Origin of the sequence: Streptomyces sp. NPDC046805 (assembly GCF_040645355.1) — a bacterium.
In the GTDB taxonomy this organism is placed as follows: domain Bacteria; phylum Actinomycetota; class Actinomycetes; order Streptomycetales; family Streptomycetaceae; genus Streptomyces.
Window position 1 is genome coordinate 287,125 of sequence record NZ_JBEYYC010000001.1, and the last position, 14,917, is coordinate 302,041.

Annotated in this window: 10 protein-coding genes and 1 tRNA gene; 4 read left to right on the top strand and 7 right to left on the bottom strand. The window is 68.0% G+C overall.

The features are described 5' to 3' along the window. Positions 1 to 36: 36 nt before the first annotated feature. Both ABZ910_RS01505 and ABZ910_RS01510 read left to right on the top strand, forming a co-directional pair. Positions 37 to 1,398 (top strand): nucleotide pyrophosphatase/phosphodiesterase family protein, encoded by a 1,362-nt coding sequence (locus ABZ910_RS01505; protein WP_361358095.1) that lies wholly within the window; start codon positions 37 to 39, stop codon positions 1,396 to 1,398. 73 nt (positions 1,399 to 1,471) lie between these two features. After that, a complete protein-coding gene (locus ABZ910_RS01510; RefSeq protein ID WP_361357407.1) occupies positions 1,472 to 2,512 on the top strand; it encodes a sugar phosphate isomerase/epimerase in 1,041 nt (346 codons plus the stop codon). 69 nt (positions 2,513 to 2,581) lie between these two features. Here the strand turns inward: ABZ910_RS01510 and ABZ910_RS01515 are convergent, their stop codons facing one another. From ABZ910_RS01515 to ABZ910_RS01535, 5 genes are all read right to left on the bottom strand, one after another. Further along, positions 2,582 to 3,976, bottom strand: coding sequence for an OFA family MFS transporter (locus ABZ910_RS01515; RefSeq protein ID WP_361357410.1), 1,395 nt, complete (start codon positions 3,974 to 3,976; stop codon positions 2,582 to 2,584). A 1-nt stretch (position 3,977) separates the two neighbouring features. Continuing rightward, positions 3,978 to 5,372, bottom strand: a complete 1,395-nt coding sequence (locus ABZ910_RS01520) for an OFA family MFS transporter (RefSeq protein ID WP_361357413.1) — start codon at positions 5,370 to 5,372, stop codon at positions 3,978 to 3,980. Positions 5,373 to 5,493: 121 nt separating this feature from the next. After that, positions 5,494 to 7,650 carry an acetate--CoA ligase family protein gene (locus tag ABZ910_RS01525; protein WP_361357416.1) on the bottom strand — a complete coding sequence of 719 codons (2,157 nt, stop codon included), beginning with the start codon at positions 7,648 to 7,650 and terminating at the stop codon, positions 5,494 to 5,496. 1 nt (position 7,651) lies between these two features. Further along, the gene (frc, locus tag ABZ910_RS01530; protein ID WP_361358098.1) at positions 7,652 to 8,893 is read right to left on the bottom strand and encodes a formyl-CoA transferase; all 1,242 of its coding nucleotides are present in this window, start codon (positions 8,891 to 8,893) and stop codon (positions 7,652 to 7,654) included. 19 nt (positions 8,894 to 8,912) lie between these two features. Further along, positions 8,913 to 10,595 (bottom strand): thiamine pyrophosphate-binding protein, encoded by a 1,683-nt coding sequence (locus ABZ910_RS01535; protein WP_361357419.1) that lies wholly within the window; start codon positions 10,593 to 10,595, stop codon positions 8,913 to 8,915. 374 nt (positions 10,596 to 10,969) lie between these two features. On the opposite strand from ABZ910_RS01535, the gene ABZ910_RS01540 reads away from it, so the two are divergent. Continuing rightward, positions 10,970 to 11,054: transfer RNA gene (locus tag ABZ910_RS01540), tRNA-Leu, on the top strand. Here ABZ910_RS01540 and ABZ910_RS01545 read toward each other — a convergent pair. Further along, complete coding sequence (locus ABZ910_RS01545) at positions 11,019 to 12,728, bottom strand: recombinase family protein (RefSeq protein WP_361357421.1); 1,710 nt, start codon at positions 12,726 to 12,728, stop codon at positions 11,019 to 11,021. The genes ABZ910_RS01540 and ABZ910_RS01545 overlap by 36 nt on opposite strands. A 786-nt stretch (positions 12,729 to 13,514) precedes the next feature. On the opposite strand from ABZ910_RS01545, the gene ABZ910_RS01550 reads away from it, so the two are divergent. Next, positions 13,515 to 13,856 (top strand): hypothetical protein, encoded by a 342-nt coding sequence (locus ABZ910_RS01550; protein ID WP_361357424.1) that lies wholly within the window; start codon positions 13,515 to 13,517, stop codon positions 13,854 to 13,856. A gap of 10 nt (positions 13,857 to 13,866) precedes the next feature. Here ABZ910_RS01550 and ABZ910_RS01555 read toward each other — a convergent pair whose 3' ends face one another. After that, positions 13,867 to 14,841: an HNH endonuclease gene (locus tag ABZ910_RS01555; protein ID WP_361357427.1), complete on the bottom strand. Its 975-nt coding sequence runs from the start codon at positions 14,839 to 14,841 to the stop codon at positions 13,867 to 13,869. Positions 14,842 to 14,917 lie beyond the last annotated feature (76 nt).

Below are 14,917 nucleotides of genomic sequence, written 5' to 3' on the forward strand. Positions count from 1 at the left end.
GCGGCGCGGCGCGACACCGATACGGGGCCCACCCCGCTGCTCGTCCTCGACGTCGTCGGCCTCACCCCCCGCCTCCTCGATCACATGCCCCATCTCAAGGCCCTCGGCCAATCCGGCTCACGCGCCGCACTCGGCACCGTCCTGCCCGCCGTCACCTGCGCCGCCCAGTCCACCTTCCTCACCGGCACCCTGCCGTCCGAGCACGGCATCGTCGGCAACGGCTGGTACTTCCGCGAACTCGGCGACGTACTCCTGTGGCGACAGCACAACGGTCTCGTCGCGGGAGACAAACTGTGGGACGCCGCCCGCCGGGCCCACCCCGGCTACACGGTCGCCAATATCTGCTGGTGGTACGCCATGGGTGCCGACACCGACATCACTGTCACCCCTCGTCCCGTCTACTACTCCGACGGCCGCAAGGAACCCGACTGCTACACCAGGCCCCCGGCCCTGCACGACGAACTCACCGAGAAATTCGGCACGTTCCCCCTCTTCCACTTCTGGGGCCCCGGCGCCGACCTGGTCTCCAGCCGGTGGATCATCGACGCCACCCGGCACATCATCGGCACCCGCCACCCCGACCTGGCCCTGTGCTACCTCCCTCACCTCGACTACGACCTGCAGCGCTACGGCCCCGACGACCCGCGCTCCCTTCAGGCGGCCGCCGACCTGGACACCGCCATGGCCCCGCTCCTGGACGACGCCCGCGCCGAGGGCCGCAGCGTCGTCGCGCTGTCCGAGTACGGCATCACCCGCGCGGAGAGGCCGGTCGACATCAACCGCGCGCTGCGCCGCGCCGGCCTGCTCGAAGTCCACACGCAGGACGGCATGGAGTACCTCGACCCGATGGCCTCCCGCGCCTTCGCGGTCGCCGACCACCAGCTCGCCCACGTCTACGTACGCCGCCCCGAGGACCTCGACGCCACGCGGGCAGCACTCGCAGACCTGCCCGGCATCGAGCAACTCCTCGACGACGAGGGTAAGAAGACCCATCACCTCGACCATCCGCGCTCCGGCGAGCTGGTCGCCGTCGCGGAGCCGGACGCCTGGTTCACGTACTACTACTGGCTCGACGACTCCCGCGCACCCGACTTCGCGCGGCTGGTCGAGATCCACCGCAAACCCGGATACGACCCGGTCGAGCTGTTCATGGATCCGCTCGACCCCTACGTCAAGATCAAGGCCGCCACCGCGCTCGCCCGGAAGAAACTCGGCATGCGCTACCGCATGGCGGTCGTGCCCCTCGACGCCTCACCTATTCGCGGCAGCCACGGCCGCCTTCCCACGAGCGACGACGACGGTCCGCTCCTCATCTGCTCCACCCCCCGCGCTGTCGGCGACCGCATCGCGGCCACCGACGTGAAGTCACTCCTGCTCCACCTCGCCGGTCTGTCCTGACCGGTTGTCCCGACTGGTCATCAGTGAAGCACTCACCACTGACAACGCCCCGCGACACCGAGGAGTTCCAGACATGAACCGCAATGTCCCGACCGATCCCGAACTCACCCACCGCCTCAGCAGACGAGGGATGCTTGGCGTGGCCGCGGGTGCCACCGCGGCCGCCCTGCTGGGTGCGGCCACCGCCCCCGCCGTGGCCGCACCCGCGGCCGACGCCGACGCCGCGCGCAGCGGCCGTCCCGTCCTGCCGCCCGGCCGGCTCGGCATCCAGCTCTACAGCCTGCGCGACAAGGTCGCCACGCTGGGCTTCGCGCCCGTCTTCGCCGAGCTGGAGAAGTACGGCTACGACGAGGTCGAGTTCGCCGGGTACACCCAGGGATCGGCCGGCCCGATCACCCTCGCCCAGCTCAGGCGGCTGGCGAGCGACCACGGCCTGAAGCCGATCGGCAGCCACGTCGGCTACTCCTCCGACGACCCGAACGCGTACACCTTCGCGCAGAACCTCACGCAGGTCCTCGACGACGCGGAGGCCCTCGGCCTGGAGCACATCGGCACCGCCTCCGGCCCGGGCCGCTACGGAAACACCGTCGACGCCTGGAAGCGCGCCGCCGAGGAGTTCAACACCTACGGTGCGGCGGCGAAGGCCCGCGGCATGAAGTTCTACCAGCACAACCACTCCGACGAGTTCGCCTTCGCCGGCGACGACCCCAAGGTCCGCCTCTACGACGTCCTGCTCGCCGAGACCGACCCCGACCTCGTGTTCCTGGAGATGGACATCTTCTGGGCGTACGCGGGCCAGTTCCGTTTCTCGAAGCGGCCCGACGGCACGCCCGCCCCCTTCGAGCCGCTCGACTACGTACTCCAGCAGCCCCACCGCTACCCGCTCTTCCACGTCAAGGACGGAGTGAGCGACCCGTCGAACCAGTTCGGCTACCGCATGGTGGACGTCGGCGACGGCGACATCGACTACCAGCGCTTCATCTCGGCCGTGACCAGGCTGCGCGGTGAGCGCCTGGCCCACCACTGGCAGGCCGAGCACGACAACCCGACCGAGTCGTTCACGTTCGCGCGCCGCTCCAGCGCGTACCTGCACGCGCTACGGGAGACGTGCTGACGCACCCGCCCACACCCGAGGAGGCCCTCCCCGAAGCGGGGGAGGGCCTCCTCAGGCAGATCGGATGTGTCAGGACGCCGACCGCGCGGGCGAAGCCGCCGCGACCTCCTCACCGCGCCCCGGCTGCCGCAGCAGCAGCGCGATCGCCGCCGCGACCATCGAGACGGCGCCGGCCAGCGCGTACGCCCCGTTGTAGCCCCAGGCACCGACCACCATCGAGCCGAGACCGCCGCCGAACAGGCCGCTGACCAGCTTGCCGCTGTAGACCAGCCCGTAGTTGGTGGCGTTGAAGTTCTCACCGAAGTAGTCCGGGGTCAGCGCCGCGAACAGGGGGTAGAACGCGCCGCCGCCGAAACCGGAGAGGAAGGCGAAGAACAGGAACAGCCACTCGCTCTTGGCGTCACCGGCCCAGATCACGCCGAACTGGGCGAGCCCCAGGACCACGATGACGAACACCAGGGTCGACTTGCGGCCCCAACGGTCCGACATCCAGCCCACGGCCGCCCTGCCGACACCGTTGATCACCGCCATGACACCCATCGACGACGCTGCCACCAACGGTCCGAAGCCCACCTGCTTGGCGAAGTCGACCTGGAAGGAGATCCCGAAGATCGACACACCCGCGGTCATCACGATGGATATCCACATCAGGGGCAGCATGCCGGTCCTGATGGCCTCCTTCGGCGTGTACTGCCGTACCGCCGGAGGGTTCTTGGCCAGGCTCGCCGCGCTCTTCTGGGTGCCGGAGTGCGTCAGCGGGTCGATGTGCTCGGGCCACCAGTTCTTCGGCGGGTCCTTGAAGAAGAGGGCGCACGCGAAGACCACGATCAGGATGTAGCAGCCGATGAGATCCAGGACCTCGTTGTAGTTCGCGGTGTCGAAGGCGTAGTTGAAGATGAAGATGAACGGCAGGGAGCCGTAAGCGAATCCGCCGTTGACGAACCCGGTGCGCGCGCCGCGCCGCTCGGGGAACCACTTGCCGACCATGTTGATACAGGTCGCGTAGACCAGCCCGGCGCCGAGGCCGCCGACGAGGCCGAAGCCGAGGATGGCGAGCCAGACGTTGTCGAGGTGCGACAGGGCGAGGAAGCCGACGAGGCACATCACGGAACCGGTGCACATCGCCGCGCGCGCGGGGAGGATGCCCCTCTCGCGCAGCCAGCCTGCCGGGAAGGCGATGCCCGCCTGGAAGAAGACCCAGATGCTGAGGATCCAGAAGGTGTTGCTCTGCGTCCAGCCGTGTGCGTGGGACAGGGTGTCCTCCGCGGAGCCGTACGCGTACTCGAAGACACTGATGGCCATCATGGCGATCCATGGCAGGTACACCATGAGCTTGCGCGAGTGGCCGAGGATGTCGCGGTCGGTTTCACCGATGCGGTACACGCGCCCGTGCGCGTCGGTCACTTCGCGGTACGAACGATGCTCTGAGCCGGTGCCGTGCGTGGCTGTCGGGTCTGCCGTCATCTCACGCCATCTCCTCGCCGAGCGGATGCGGGTTGGGAACGATGCGCCGGGCGTTGGGCCTGCCCGGTGCCTTAAGGAAGAGGGCCAGTACCGCGGAGGCCAGACCGATGGAGCCCGCGAGGGCGAACGCGCCGTCGTAGTCCCACGCGCCGACGACGACCGCGCCCAGACCGGATCCGACCAGACCCGAGACCAGCTTCGAGCTGTAGACCATTCCGTAGTTGGCGGCGTTGTTGTTCTCGCCGAAGTAGTCCGCCGTCATGGCCGCGAACAGCGGGAAGACCGCCCCGCCGCCGAAGCCGGACACCATGGAGCAGAGCAGGAAGAACGGCATGCTGCCCGTCTGTCCGGACACCAGCACCCCGAACTGTGCGGCGCCGAGCACCACGCACACGACGATCAGTGTGGTGCGGCGCCCGCAGCGGTCCGACATCCAGCCGATGACGCCGCGCCCGGTGCCGTTGACGACGGCGTTCAGGGACATCGCCGTTGCCACGATCCCGCCCGCGAAGCCCATGTGCTCGCCGAACGGCACCTGGAAGGCGATGCCGAAGACATTGATGCCGGCCGTGCACAGCAGACAGAACCACATCAGCCACAGGACGGGAGTTCGCGCGGCGTCCTTGGGGGTGTACTGCCTGACCGCAGGGGGATTCTTCGCCATTGCCCGGCGGATCCTCGGGTCGGCGGCCCGGGCCCGTCCGAGGGGATCGATGTGCGCCGGCCACCAGTTCTTCGGCGGGTCCTGGAAGAACCAGCCCGCCACGGCCACCACCAGGCACAGCCCGACACCGGCCGAGGAGAGCACGATCTTGTAGTCGCTCAGGTCGAGCACGGAGGTGAAGAGGAACACGAAGGGTACGGATCCGTAGGCGAAACCGCCGTCGACGAAGCCCGTCTTGCCGCCCTTGCGCTCCGGATACCACTTGCCGACCATGGTCACGCAGGTCGCGTAGACGAGACCGGCGCCGATGCCGCCGCACACACCGAAGCCGAGGTATGCGACGAGGACGTGCGGTGCGAACGCCAGCGCCAGATAGCCCAGCAGTGTGCCGAGCGCGCCGATCAGCATGGCGGTACGCGCGGGAAGACGTCCGCTCTCCCGAAGCTTGCCGGCCGGGAAGGCCACGGCCGCCTGAAAGAACACCCAGACGCCGAGCAGCCAAAAAATGTGCCCGCTGCTCCACAGATGCGCCTCGTGGAGCGTGTCCTCCGCCGACGTGAACGCGTACGAGGCGGAGCTGATGCCCATCATCCCCACCCAGGGCAACACGACCATCCACGCGCGCGTGCGGCCCATGATGTCGACGTCGGACTCGCCGATCCGGTACACGCGACCGTTGCGGTCCGTCACCTCCCTGAAGGGGACAGGTATCGCATAGTCGGTGGTTGTCATCTCTGCTCAGCACCCCTTGCGTCGAAAGTTCTGGCCAGAGCCCCTGTCCAATGCCTTTCGTGCGCGCGCGGGTCCCGGGGCCGGCCGACGCGCACCGTCGGCCGGCCCCCGCTCACTCACCTCATGAACCGCCCCCCAACAGCCCCGCCGCCCGTGCCCAGCGGTACTTCGCGCCGAGCACGGCCACCGGCTTCTCGGTCGTGTACGGGTACGCGACGACCCCGCGCTCGTAGAGGTACTGGCACGCCTCCTCGACCTCGACGTCACCCGCGAGCGACGCGACGACGGGCTTCTCGATGCCGCGCTCCCGGAATTCGGCCACCACGCGCGCGGTGAGCTCGGCGAAGACCATGGGAGGGGTGACGATCGTGTGCCAGTAGCCGAGGACGAGCGCGTGGATGCGCGGGTCCTCGAGACCGAGCCGGATCGTCGCCTCGTACGTCGACGGTGGCTCGCCCCCGGTGATGTCCACCGGGTTGCCCGCCGCTCCGAAGGGCGGGATGAACCTGCGGAATGCCTCGTCCAGGTCCGGCGGGATCTCCATCAGGGACAGCCCGTTGTCGGTCACCGCGTCCGAGAGCAGCACGCCGCTGCCACCCGCCCCGGTGATGATCACGACGTTGTCGCCCTTGGGAGTAGGCAGCACCGGCAACGCGCGCGCGTACTCCAGCATGTCGTTCAGCCCCGGGGCCCGGATGACACCGGCCTGCCGCAGGATGTCGTCGTACACGGCGTCGTCGCCCGCCAGGGCGCCGGTGTGCGACCCGGCGGCCTTCGCGCCGGCCGCCGTACGCCCCGCCTTCAGGACCACGACCGGCTTCCTGCGCACGGTTTCCTGCGCTGCCTTCACGAAGGCGCGTCCGTCCTTGAGGTCCTCCAGGTGCATCGCGATGCACTCGGTGTGCGGGTCCTCGCCGAACCAGGTCAGCAGGTCGTCCTCGTCCAGGTCCGACTTGTTGCCGAGACCCACGATCGCCGACACACCCGTCTTCGTGGTGCGGGCGAAGCCCAGGATGGCCATGCCGATACCGCCGGACTGCGAAGTCAGCGCGACCCCGCCCTTGACGTCATACGGCGTGCAGAACGTGGCGCACAGGTCATGCCAAGTGGAGTAGTAGCCGTAGATGTTGGGTCCGAGCAACCGGACACCGTACCGCTCGGCGATGGCCACGACCTCGGCCTGGAGCTCGTGCTCGCCGGTCTCCGCGAACCCGGACGGGATGAGGACGGCGTTGGGGATCTTCTTGCGTCCCACCTCCTCCAGCGCCGCTGCCACGAACTTGGCGGGAATGGCGAAGACCGCCACATCCACCTCACCGGGAACGTCCGTGACGCTCTTGTACGCCTTGCGGCCCAGAATGTCGTCGGCTTTGGGGTTCACCGGGTGGATCTCTCCGGAGAAGCCGCCGTCGACGAGATTCCGCATGACCGAATTGCCTATCTTGCCCTGTTCGTTGGAGGCGCCGATGACGGCGATCGAACGCGGCTGCATCAGCCGGCGCATGGACGCGAGGATCTCCGCGCGCGTGTATGTCCTCCGCGCGGGCGGCTGCCGCTCGGCCAGGATCACCCGGATGTCCGCGGCGACCGCACCCTCTGGCGTCGCGATCACCGGATTGAGGTCCACCTCGGCGATCTCGGGGAAGTCCGCGACCAGCCGGGACACCCGCTGGATCTGGTCGGCGACCGCCCACCGGTCGACGCCCGCCGTTCCGCGTACCCCGCGCAGCACCTCGGCCGCCCGGATCGAGTCCAGCATGGACAGCGCCTCGTCGGCATCCACGGGCGCGAGACGGAACGTCACGTCCCGCAGCACCTCGACCAGCACCCCACCGAGCCCGAAGGCCACGACCTTCCCGAACGTCGGGTCGGTCACCGCACCGACGATGACCTCCTGGGTCTCCGGCCCCTGCGGCAGCAGTTGCTGGACCTGGACACCTTCGATGCGGGCCGCGGAATCGTACGCGCGCGCGTTGTCGACGATCCGGTGGAACGCGGCCCGTACGTCCACCGCGCCCTCGACCCCGACGACCACACCGCCTGCGTCGGTCTTGTGCAGGATGTCCGGGGAGACGATCTTCATCACCACGGGCCCGCCGAACCGCGCCGCGGACGCCACCGCCTCATCGACGTCCCGCGCCAACTCCTCGCCCGGTACGGCGATGCCGTACGTGTCGGCGATCACCTTGCCCTCGGGAGCGGTCAGAGCCGTCCGCCCCTCGGCGCGCACGGCGTCGAGGAGCGTCCGCACCCTCAGTACCCGGTCCTCGGCCGTCACGTCAGATCACCCCGTTCGACTTGAGCAGGCGCAACTCCTCGTCGCCGAGGCCCAGTTCGCCGACGAAGACGTCTTCGTTGTGCTCGCCGAGCAGCGGCGAACTGGTCACATCGACGGGGGAGTCGGACAGCTTCAGCGGGCTGCCCACCGTGACGAACTCGCCCCGTTCCGGATGCGGCACGGTGACCACCATCTCGTTGGCGACCAGCGAGGCGTCCTCGATGATCTCCTTCGTGGACAGGATCGGCCCGCACGGGATGTTGTGGGCGTTGAGCTTCTCCAGCACCTCCCACTTGGGCAGCGTGGAGGACCACTCCTCGACCATCTGGAACATCTTGTTGAGCTTGGGGAGACGGGCCGCGGGCGTGGCCCACTCGGGGTCGTCGGCCAGTTCGGGGCGGCCCATGAGCTCGCAGAGGGGACGCCAGCCGACGGGCTGCACGATGACGTACACGTAGTCGTTCGGGCCGCCCGGCGCGCACTTGACCGCCCAGCCAGGCTGACCTCCGCCGGACGCGTTGCCCGAGCGGGGAACTTCCGCGCCGAAGTCGTCGTTGGGATATTCAGAGAGCGGCCCGTGTGCCAGGCGCTGTTGGTCCCGCAGCTTCACCCGGCACAGGTTGAGGACAGCGTGCTGCATGGCCACGTTGACTCGCTGCCCACGCCCGGTCCTCTCGCGCTGGAACAGAGCGGCGAGAATCCCCGCCACGGCGTGCACACCTGTCCCCGAGTCCCCGATCTGGGCCCCAGTCGCCAGCGGCGGCCCGTCCTCGAAACCGGTGGTCGACATCGACCCGCCCATGGCCTGCGCGACGACCTCGTACGCCTTGAAGTTGGTGTACGGACCGTCCCCGAACCCCTTGATGGAGGCATAGACGATTCGCGGATTGATCTCCTGGATGCGGTCCCAGGTGAAGCCCATGCGGTCGACCGCACCGGGACCGAAGTTCTCGACCATGACGTCGGAGCGCCGGATCAGCTCGGTGAGCAGCTGTTTGCCGCGCTCGGTCTTGGTGTTGAGGGTGATGCTCCGCTTGTTGCAGTTGAGCATCGTGAAGTAGAGGGAGTCGACGTCCGGGAGGTCGCGCAGCTGCCCCCGCGTGATGTCACCGGACGGCGCCTCCAGCTTGATGACGTCCGCGCCGAGCCACGCGAGCAGTTGGGTCGCGGAGGGCCCGGACTGGACGTGAGTCATGTCCAGGACGCGGATGCCGGCGAGGGCCTTGGCGGGCGTTCCAGTCATGCCGGTCATGCGGGCCACCTCACTTGTACATGGTCTGGTTCATGGTTCCGGGGGCGTACGCGTCCGGGTCGACCCAGACGTTGACGAGCGAGGGCTTCCCGGACTCGCGGGCGCGCCGCAGCGCCGGGCCGATGTCGGCGGGGTCGCGCACCTCCTCGCCGTAACCGCCCAGCATCTGCGCGAACTTGTCGTACGGGACGTCACCGAGGGTGTTGCCGACCCGCGCGCGCTCCTGGCCGTACTTCTGGGCCTGGCCGTAGCGGATCTGGTTCATGGAGGAGTTGTTGCCGACGATGCCGACGAACGGGAGGTCGTAACGGACGAGGGTCTCGAAGTCCCAGCCGGTCAGTGAGAAGGCGCCGTCCCCGAAAAGGGCGACGACCTCCTTGTCGGGCCGTGCCTGCTTGGCGGCGAGCACGAAGGGGATGCCGACTCCGAGGGTGCCGAGCGGCCCCGGGTCCATCCAGTGCCCGGGCGCCTTGGGCTGCACGACCTGCCCGGAGAAGGTGACGATGTCGCCGCCGTCGCCGATGTAGATCGAGTCCTCGGTCAGGAAGTCGTTGATCTCGCTGACGAGCCGGTACGGATGGATCGGTGACGCGTCCGACCTCAGGCTCGGCAGCCGCTTCTCGATGGCCGCCTGCTCGGTCGCGCGCAGTTCGTCGAGCCACTCCTTGCGCTTGGACGCCCCGCCGTTCACGCGCCCGGAGGCGGCCTCGGTCACCGACTTCAGCACCAGCCCGGCGTCACCGACGATGCCGAGGTCGATGTCCCGGTTCTTGCCGACGGTCCGGTAGTCGAGGTCGATCTGGACCACGGTGGCGTCGGGCGACAGCCGCTTGCCGTAGCCCATGCGGAAGTCGAAGGGCGTGCCGACGATGACGATCACGTCGGCCTGGGAGAAGGCGTACCGGCGCGACAGCTGGAAGTGGTGCGGGTCGCCGGGCGGCAGCGTGCCGCGTCCGGCGCCGTTCATGTAGGCCGGGATGTTGAGGGTGCGGACGAGCTCGACGGCGGCAGCGGTGCCCCGCGTCGTCCACACCTGACTGCCCAGCAGGATCGCGGGCTTGTCGGCGTGCACCAGCAGGTCGGCGAGCTTCTCGATGGCCTCGGGGTCGCCGGCGGTGCGGGTCGAGGCGCGGTAGGCGCCGGACTTCGGCACGCGCGCCTTCGCGGCGGGCACCTTGGCGTCGAGAACGTCGCGCGGTATCTCCAGGAAGGACGGACCGGGCGCGCCGTGATAGCACTCACGGAACGCCATCGACACCATGTCTGCGGCTCGCGCCGTGTCGGGAACGCTCGCCGCGAACTTGGTGATCGGCGTCATCATGTCGACGTGTGGCAGGTCCTGCAGCGACCCCATCTTGTGCTGGGTGAGCGCTCCTTGGCCGCCGATCAGCAGCATCGGGGACTCCGCGCGGAAGGCGTTGGCGACACCGGTGACGGCATCGGTCGTCCCCGGACCAGCAGTGACGACGGCACAGCCGGGTTTGCCGGTGACGCGCGCGTACCCGTCGGCGGCGTGGGCGGCGACCTGCTCGTGGCGCACGTCGACGACCTCGATGCCCTCGTCCACGCAGCCGTCGTAGATGTCGATGATGTGGCCGCCGCACAGCGTGTAGATGCGGTCGACCCCCTCGGCCTTCAGTGCCTTGGCAACGAGATGACCACCGGAAATCACGTCCTGGGTGTCGTCGGGCATGGCGAAGTCCTGTCCCTTCGTAGGGGTTGGAGCGCTCTCTCGCGGCACATTGCATACAGTCGACGAATACTGTATGAAGCTTGTTATCCCGCATACCGCGGTCGGTGTCCAGGGGGCGTGCAGGACTTCTCCGACGGGGATGGGCGACCGGATGGGCGGGCCGCATCCCTGACGTGAGATGTCCGGGTGAGGTGCCCGGCGGGGATGCGGGAGCGGCGATCCGGTTACGTGCGCTGCCCCTGCGAATGTGCCGATGGCTTCGGTCGTGCGACCCGCCTGTAGGCGCGGATACGCAGGTGAAACGCACTCCGAAAGCTTGGTATTGTTGTCCATGTCGCCGCGGGGAACACCCCCGGCAAGGCGGCAGACACCTGGTCCGGGTGGCGGAATGGCAGACGCGCTAGCTTGAGGTGCTAGTGCCCTTTATCGGGCGTGGGGGTTCAAGTCCCCCCTCGGACACAACCACTGACGATACGGTGACGAGGGCCTCAACCTAACGGTCGCGGTCTTCGTTGCGTTTTCATAGCAGATGGTGATGCCTAGGGCTTCGTAGAGTGGGCCCTTCTTGTCAGCGTCGGTTGTTTGGATGCGCTGTGCAATGTCTCCAAGACTCTCAGTGATCTCTCGGATCTGTTGCGCGTCGAGTGGGGATTCCTTCTTGCGAGCGACGGTGGGGAGCGCGTCGAGTTTCTTCCGCGCCGCCTCCTTGTCTTTCTGCGCCTCGTTGATCCACTGGGTGACGACGGCTGGGTCGGCTCCGGCTTCGAGGGCTGCTTGGTAGCGGGCGAGTCGTCGCTCGCACTCCTTGATCGTCTGGCGCGCTTGGGCTTGCTCGGGTGTGTGAGTCTCCGCAGCGCTTGCTGCGGCGCTGGCGAGGGTGAGGGCCTTGATGGTGGCGGCGAGCCGGCCGGGGGCGAAGGCCCGGGCGATCCACTGATCCAGGGTCCGGCACACCACATCTTCCCGCAGGTAGACGGTGCGCGGGTGTGTGAGGTCGGGGTAGAGGGCGGCTTCCTGGTCTTTGAATTCGCAGCGGTAGTAGACGTGGTTGCGGATGGTGGCGGGCTGCATCTTGCGCCCGCATAGGCTGCACCGGACCCGTCCGCGCAGGGCGTAGGGCCGTGCGCCTTGTTTCCCGGCTCGTTCCTGCCGGCCGAGGTTGCGGGCGCGCTGTCTGCGGAGGGTTTGGACGGTGGCGAACCGACTCTGACTGATGATCGCCTCGTGGGCGGGTTCGTTGGAGCGGATCCACTCCTCGGCGGGATTGTGGGTCATGCGGGTCGTGTGCCCGAGGGTGACGTCGTCGACGTCAAGGAGGCGTTCTTCCTTGCGCTGCTTGTTCCAGACCTCGTAGCCGGTGTAGCGGGGGTTGATGAGGATGGCGCGCACGGCGCCCTGCTGCCATGCGGTCTTCTTGCGGTGCGGGTTGCGAGTGGCGTCGTGGGCGGAGGGGCAGGGGATGCCTTCCCGGGTGAGCTGGGCGGCGATGGCCTTGTCGCTCATGCCGTCGAGGTACATGGTGAAGATCCGCCGCACGATCGGCGCGGCGGTGGGATCGGGCTCGAGCTTGTGGATGCGCTGGCCGACGGCCGCCTTCGAAGGGTTGGGGTGGGATCCGGCGTCGGCGATCCGATAGCCATAGGGCGGTCGGCCGCCGAGGTAGCGGCCCTGGAGCTGGGCCTGGGAACTCATGGCGGTCCGTACGCGGATCTTGATGCGGTTGCGTTCGCCCTTGCTCATGCCGCCGAAGACGGACATGACGAGGTCGTGGGCCTCATTGTCCGGGTCGATGGGGCCCCCGACCTCCGGCACCCACAGCGGGATGCGGAAGTGGACGAAGACGGGGAAGGTGTTGCCGAACTGGTTGCCGTAGAAGGTGCGTTGCGGCTCCCCGATCACGACTGCGTCGAATCCGCGGTTCGGGTCGCGGAGCGCCTGGAGGAGTTCGTTGGCGCGGGGACGGCGCTGCCAGGGCAGGGAGCGGCTGTGGCCGACGTCGAAGTACTCGGTGACGATTTGGCCCCCGGCGGGTTCGATCAGGGCTCGGGCGCGGGTGAGCTGCCAGTTTCTGGAGGCCTCGGGATCTTGAAGGTCCTCGGTGGAGCAGCGTCCGGCGAAGGCGAAACGGATCACGTGCGGTGAGACCCCCAGCGTGTAGGGCGAGGAGCATGTTGCGGGTGTTGTGTGGCGATCTGTCGTACCTCGAATGGGCGAGAAGAGCCAGCGGGGGGCCGTCCCTTCTAGGTCTCCCGGGGCTTCGGGCGCGGCTGGTTATGGTCGGCAGTCATGACGTGCAGGAGATGCAGGAGGGCGGGAGCGACGGATTCCGTCACATCGGGTGGCTCGTCGGGGAGAGCCACATGGATCTTCTGGGGGTTGTCTGGATGTGAGTAGTGCTCGTACAGGGGTTGGGGCATGCGCTGTTGGGCACCGGGGCCAGATGAGCGTCCGTGCTGACACATCCCTTATAGAGATGTTGCATGGCGGATTTGTCGTCCTGCGTTGCCCAAGGGCCTGCTGGATGGGGGCGTTCGGCTGTGGATTCCGTTGCCAGGTGGGATGTAGCGGACGGCTGGCGGTGGCGGTGGCGGTGGCGGTGGGCTGGATGGGCGCGCGCTGGGCCCGTTGCACCAGATGGCTCGCGGTCGGGGAAATCGCCGTACGTCGTTGGCAGCAGGTTCGAATACCCGGCAGGATTGGAACCTGCCGTACACGGCTCCGGAGTGATTGTGCCGATAGAGCGTCACACCTCTCCTGACCTGCGTGAGAGCCGCCCTACGGTGGTCCAGGGGTGCCGGCTGTGTCGCAAGAGCCCGTGTCTCGCTCGCTGGCCGGGCAAGGTTTCACGTGCGGCGGAGAGGCGCTGGGAGTAGTGGGGCAGAGACTGCCTCCCTTCGAAGAAGTTGAGTGGCCGAGCCGGTGCTCGTGACTGGGGCCCTCGTCTCTGCTGAAGTCCGTTGTCGACAGGCCCGGCTACGGGCAGGGTTAGGCCATGCCTCCAGCATCAGCGACGAGCTCGGATGGACTGCCAGCACGAGCGCGCACGCCCCCATCGGTCAGGGCCTGGACCGGGAGTACTTCCTCCGCAAGGCCGCTCTGCTGGACCGCGTGGCCCTCGCCGAAGCGGACGGCCCCGACGACATCACCCGCGCAGCGGCAGAGGCCGCCGGCCTTCTGATGGAGCTGGACGACGCGGGCGTGATCTGCGACCCGCGCGCCTACGTCCGCCAGCAGTACGCCCACTGGGTCACGCGCTGCTGAACCTGTCGGGTTAGACGGCGCTTTCCGCGTGGCTGGTCTGCTCGGGGATGGTGGCCGTGGGTCCGTCACCACGGTGCATCTCCCAGTGCTTGGCCAACCACTTGATGTGATCAGCAGCGACGCTCACGGTCAGTGGGACGCCGTGCAGCTTGGCGTAGTCCGGGTACTTCATCAGCGAGTCGGCCAGGTGCAGGGCCTTTGTCTTCGGGTTGACGGCGATCAACCCGAGGTCGAAGAGCCGGTGCAGGTCGCGGCGCAGCAGCAGACCACCGCCCTTGTGGTGCTTGCCGTTGGCCGCGTAGCTGTACAGGTGGGCCGCCTCCAGCACCTGGATCGGTGCCGGGCCGGTGAACGCGCACACCTCACCGAACACCTCCAGCAGGTGCTTGCGGAAGGCAGGCTGCCCCTTGCGGACCCGAATGGTGGCCATGGTGTGGCCACCGGCGAGGACGTCCCGGGTGGTGTCGAGGATGCGCAACGGCAACGGGGTGCCGCCGTGGCTGAGGGCGTGCTGGAAGTCGTCCTCACGCAGTTCGCGCAAAGAGTTCTGCGAGGCCTGCTTCACGCACAGCGCCCGCAACTGCGACGCCATCAGGGTGCCGCGGGCGGGAATCCAACCGGCCTCGTGCCGGCCGCGATAGGTGACGACGTCCTTGGTCTTCCAGCCGGCCTTGTCGTCCTCGTGCTTGCACTCCTGGTTCCAGCACACGAACCGGGGCAGCTTCTTCTTCCGCTCGGCCACATCCGCCTTGCCGCACTCCAGGCAGTACGGGGTCGTCTTCGTCGCCTCGCCGACCGCGATGTCCTCGATCACCGAAACCCCGAGGAGTTCGACACTGTCCCACAATGCGATCACGTCACCGACCGCCAGCCTGGCGTGATTGACGACCGTGTCGTCCCAGCTGTAGTGGGTAGCTGGGTTGTCGTCGTAGCCCTCGCTGAGCCGCTTACTGCCGTCCTTCGCCAGCACCAACCACGCTGTCATCAAGCCCTCCCAAAAAACGCGCCGAAGCAGACGCCAGAGCACGGGGCGAACTCGCGCGAGCGCCTGTGATCAACGT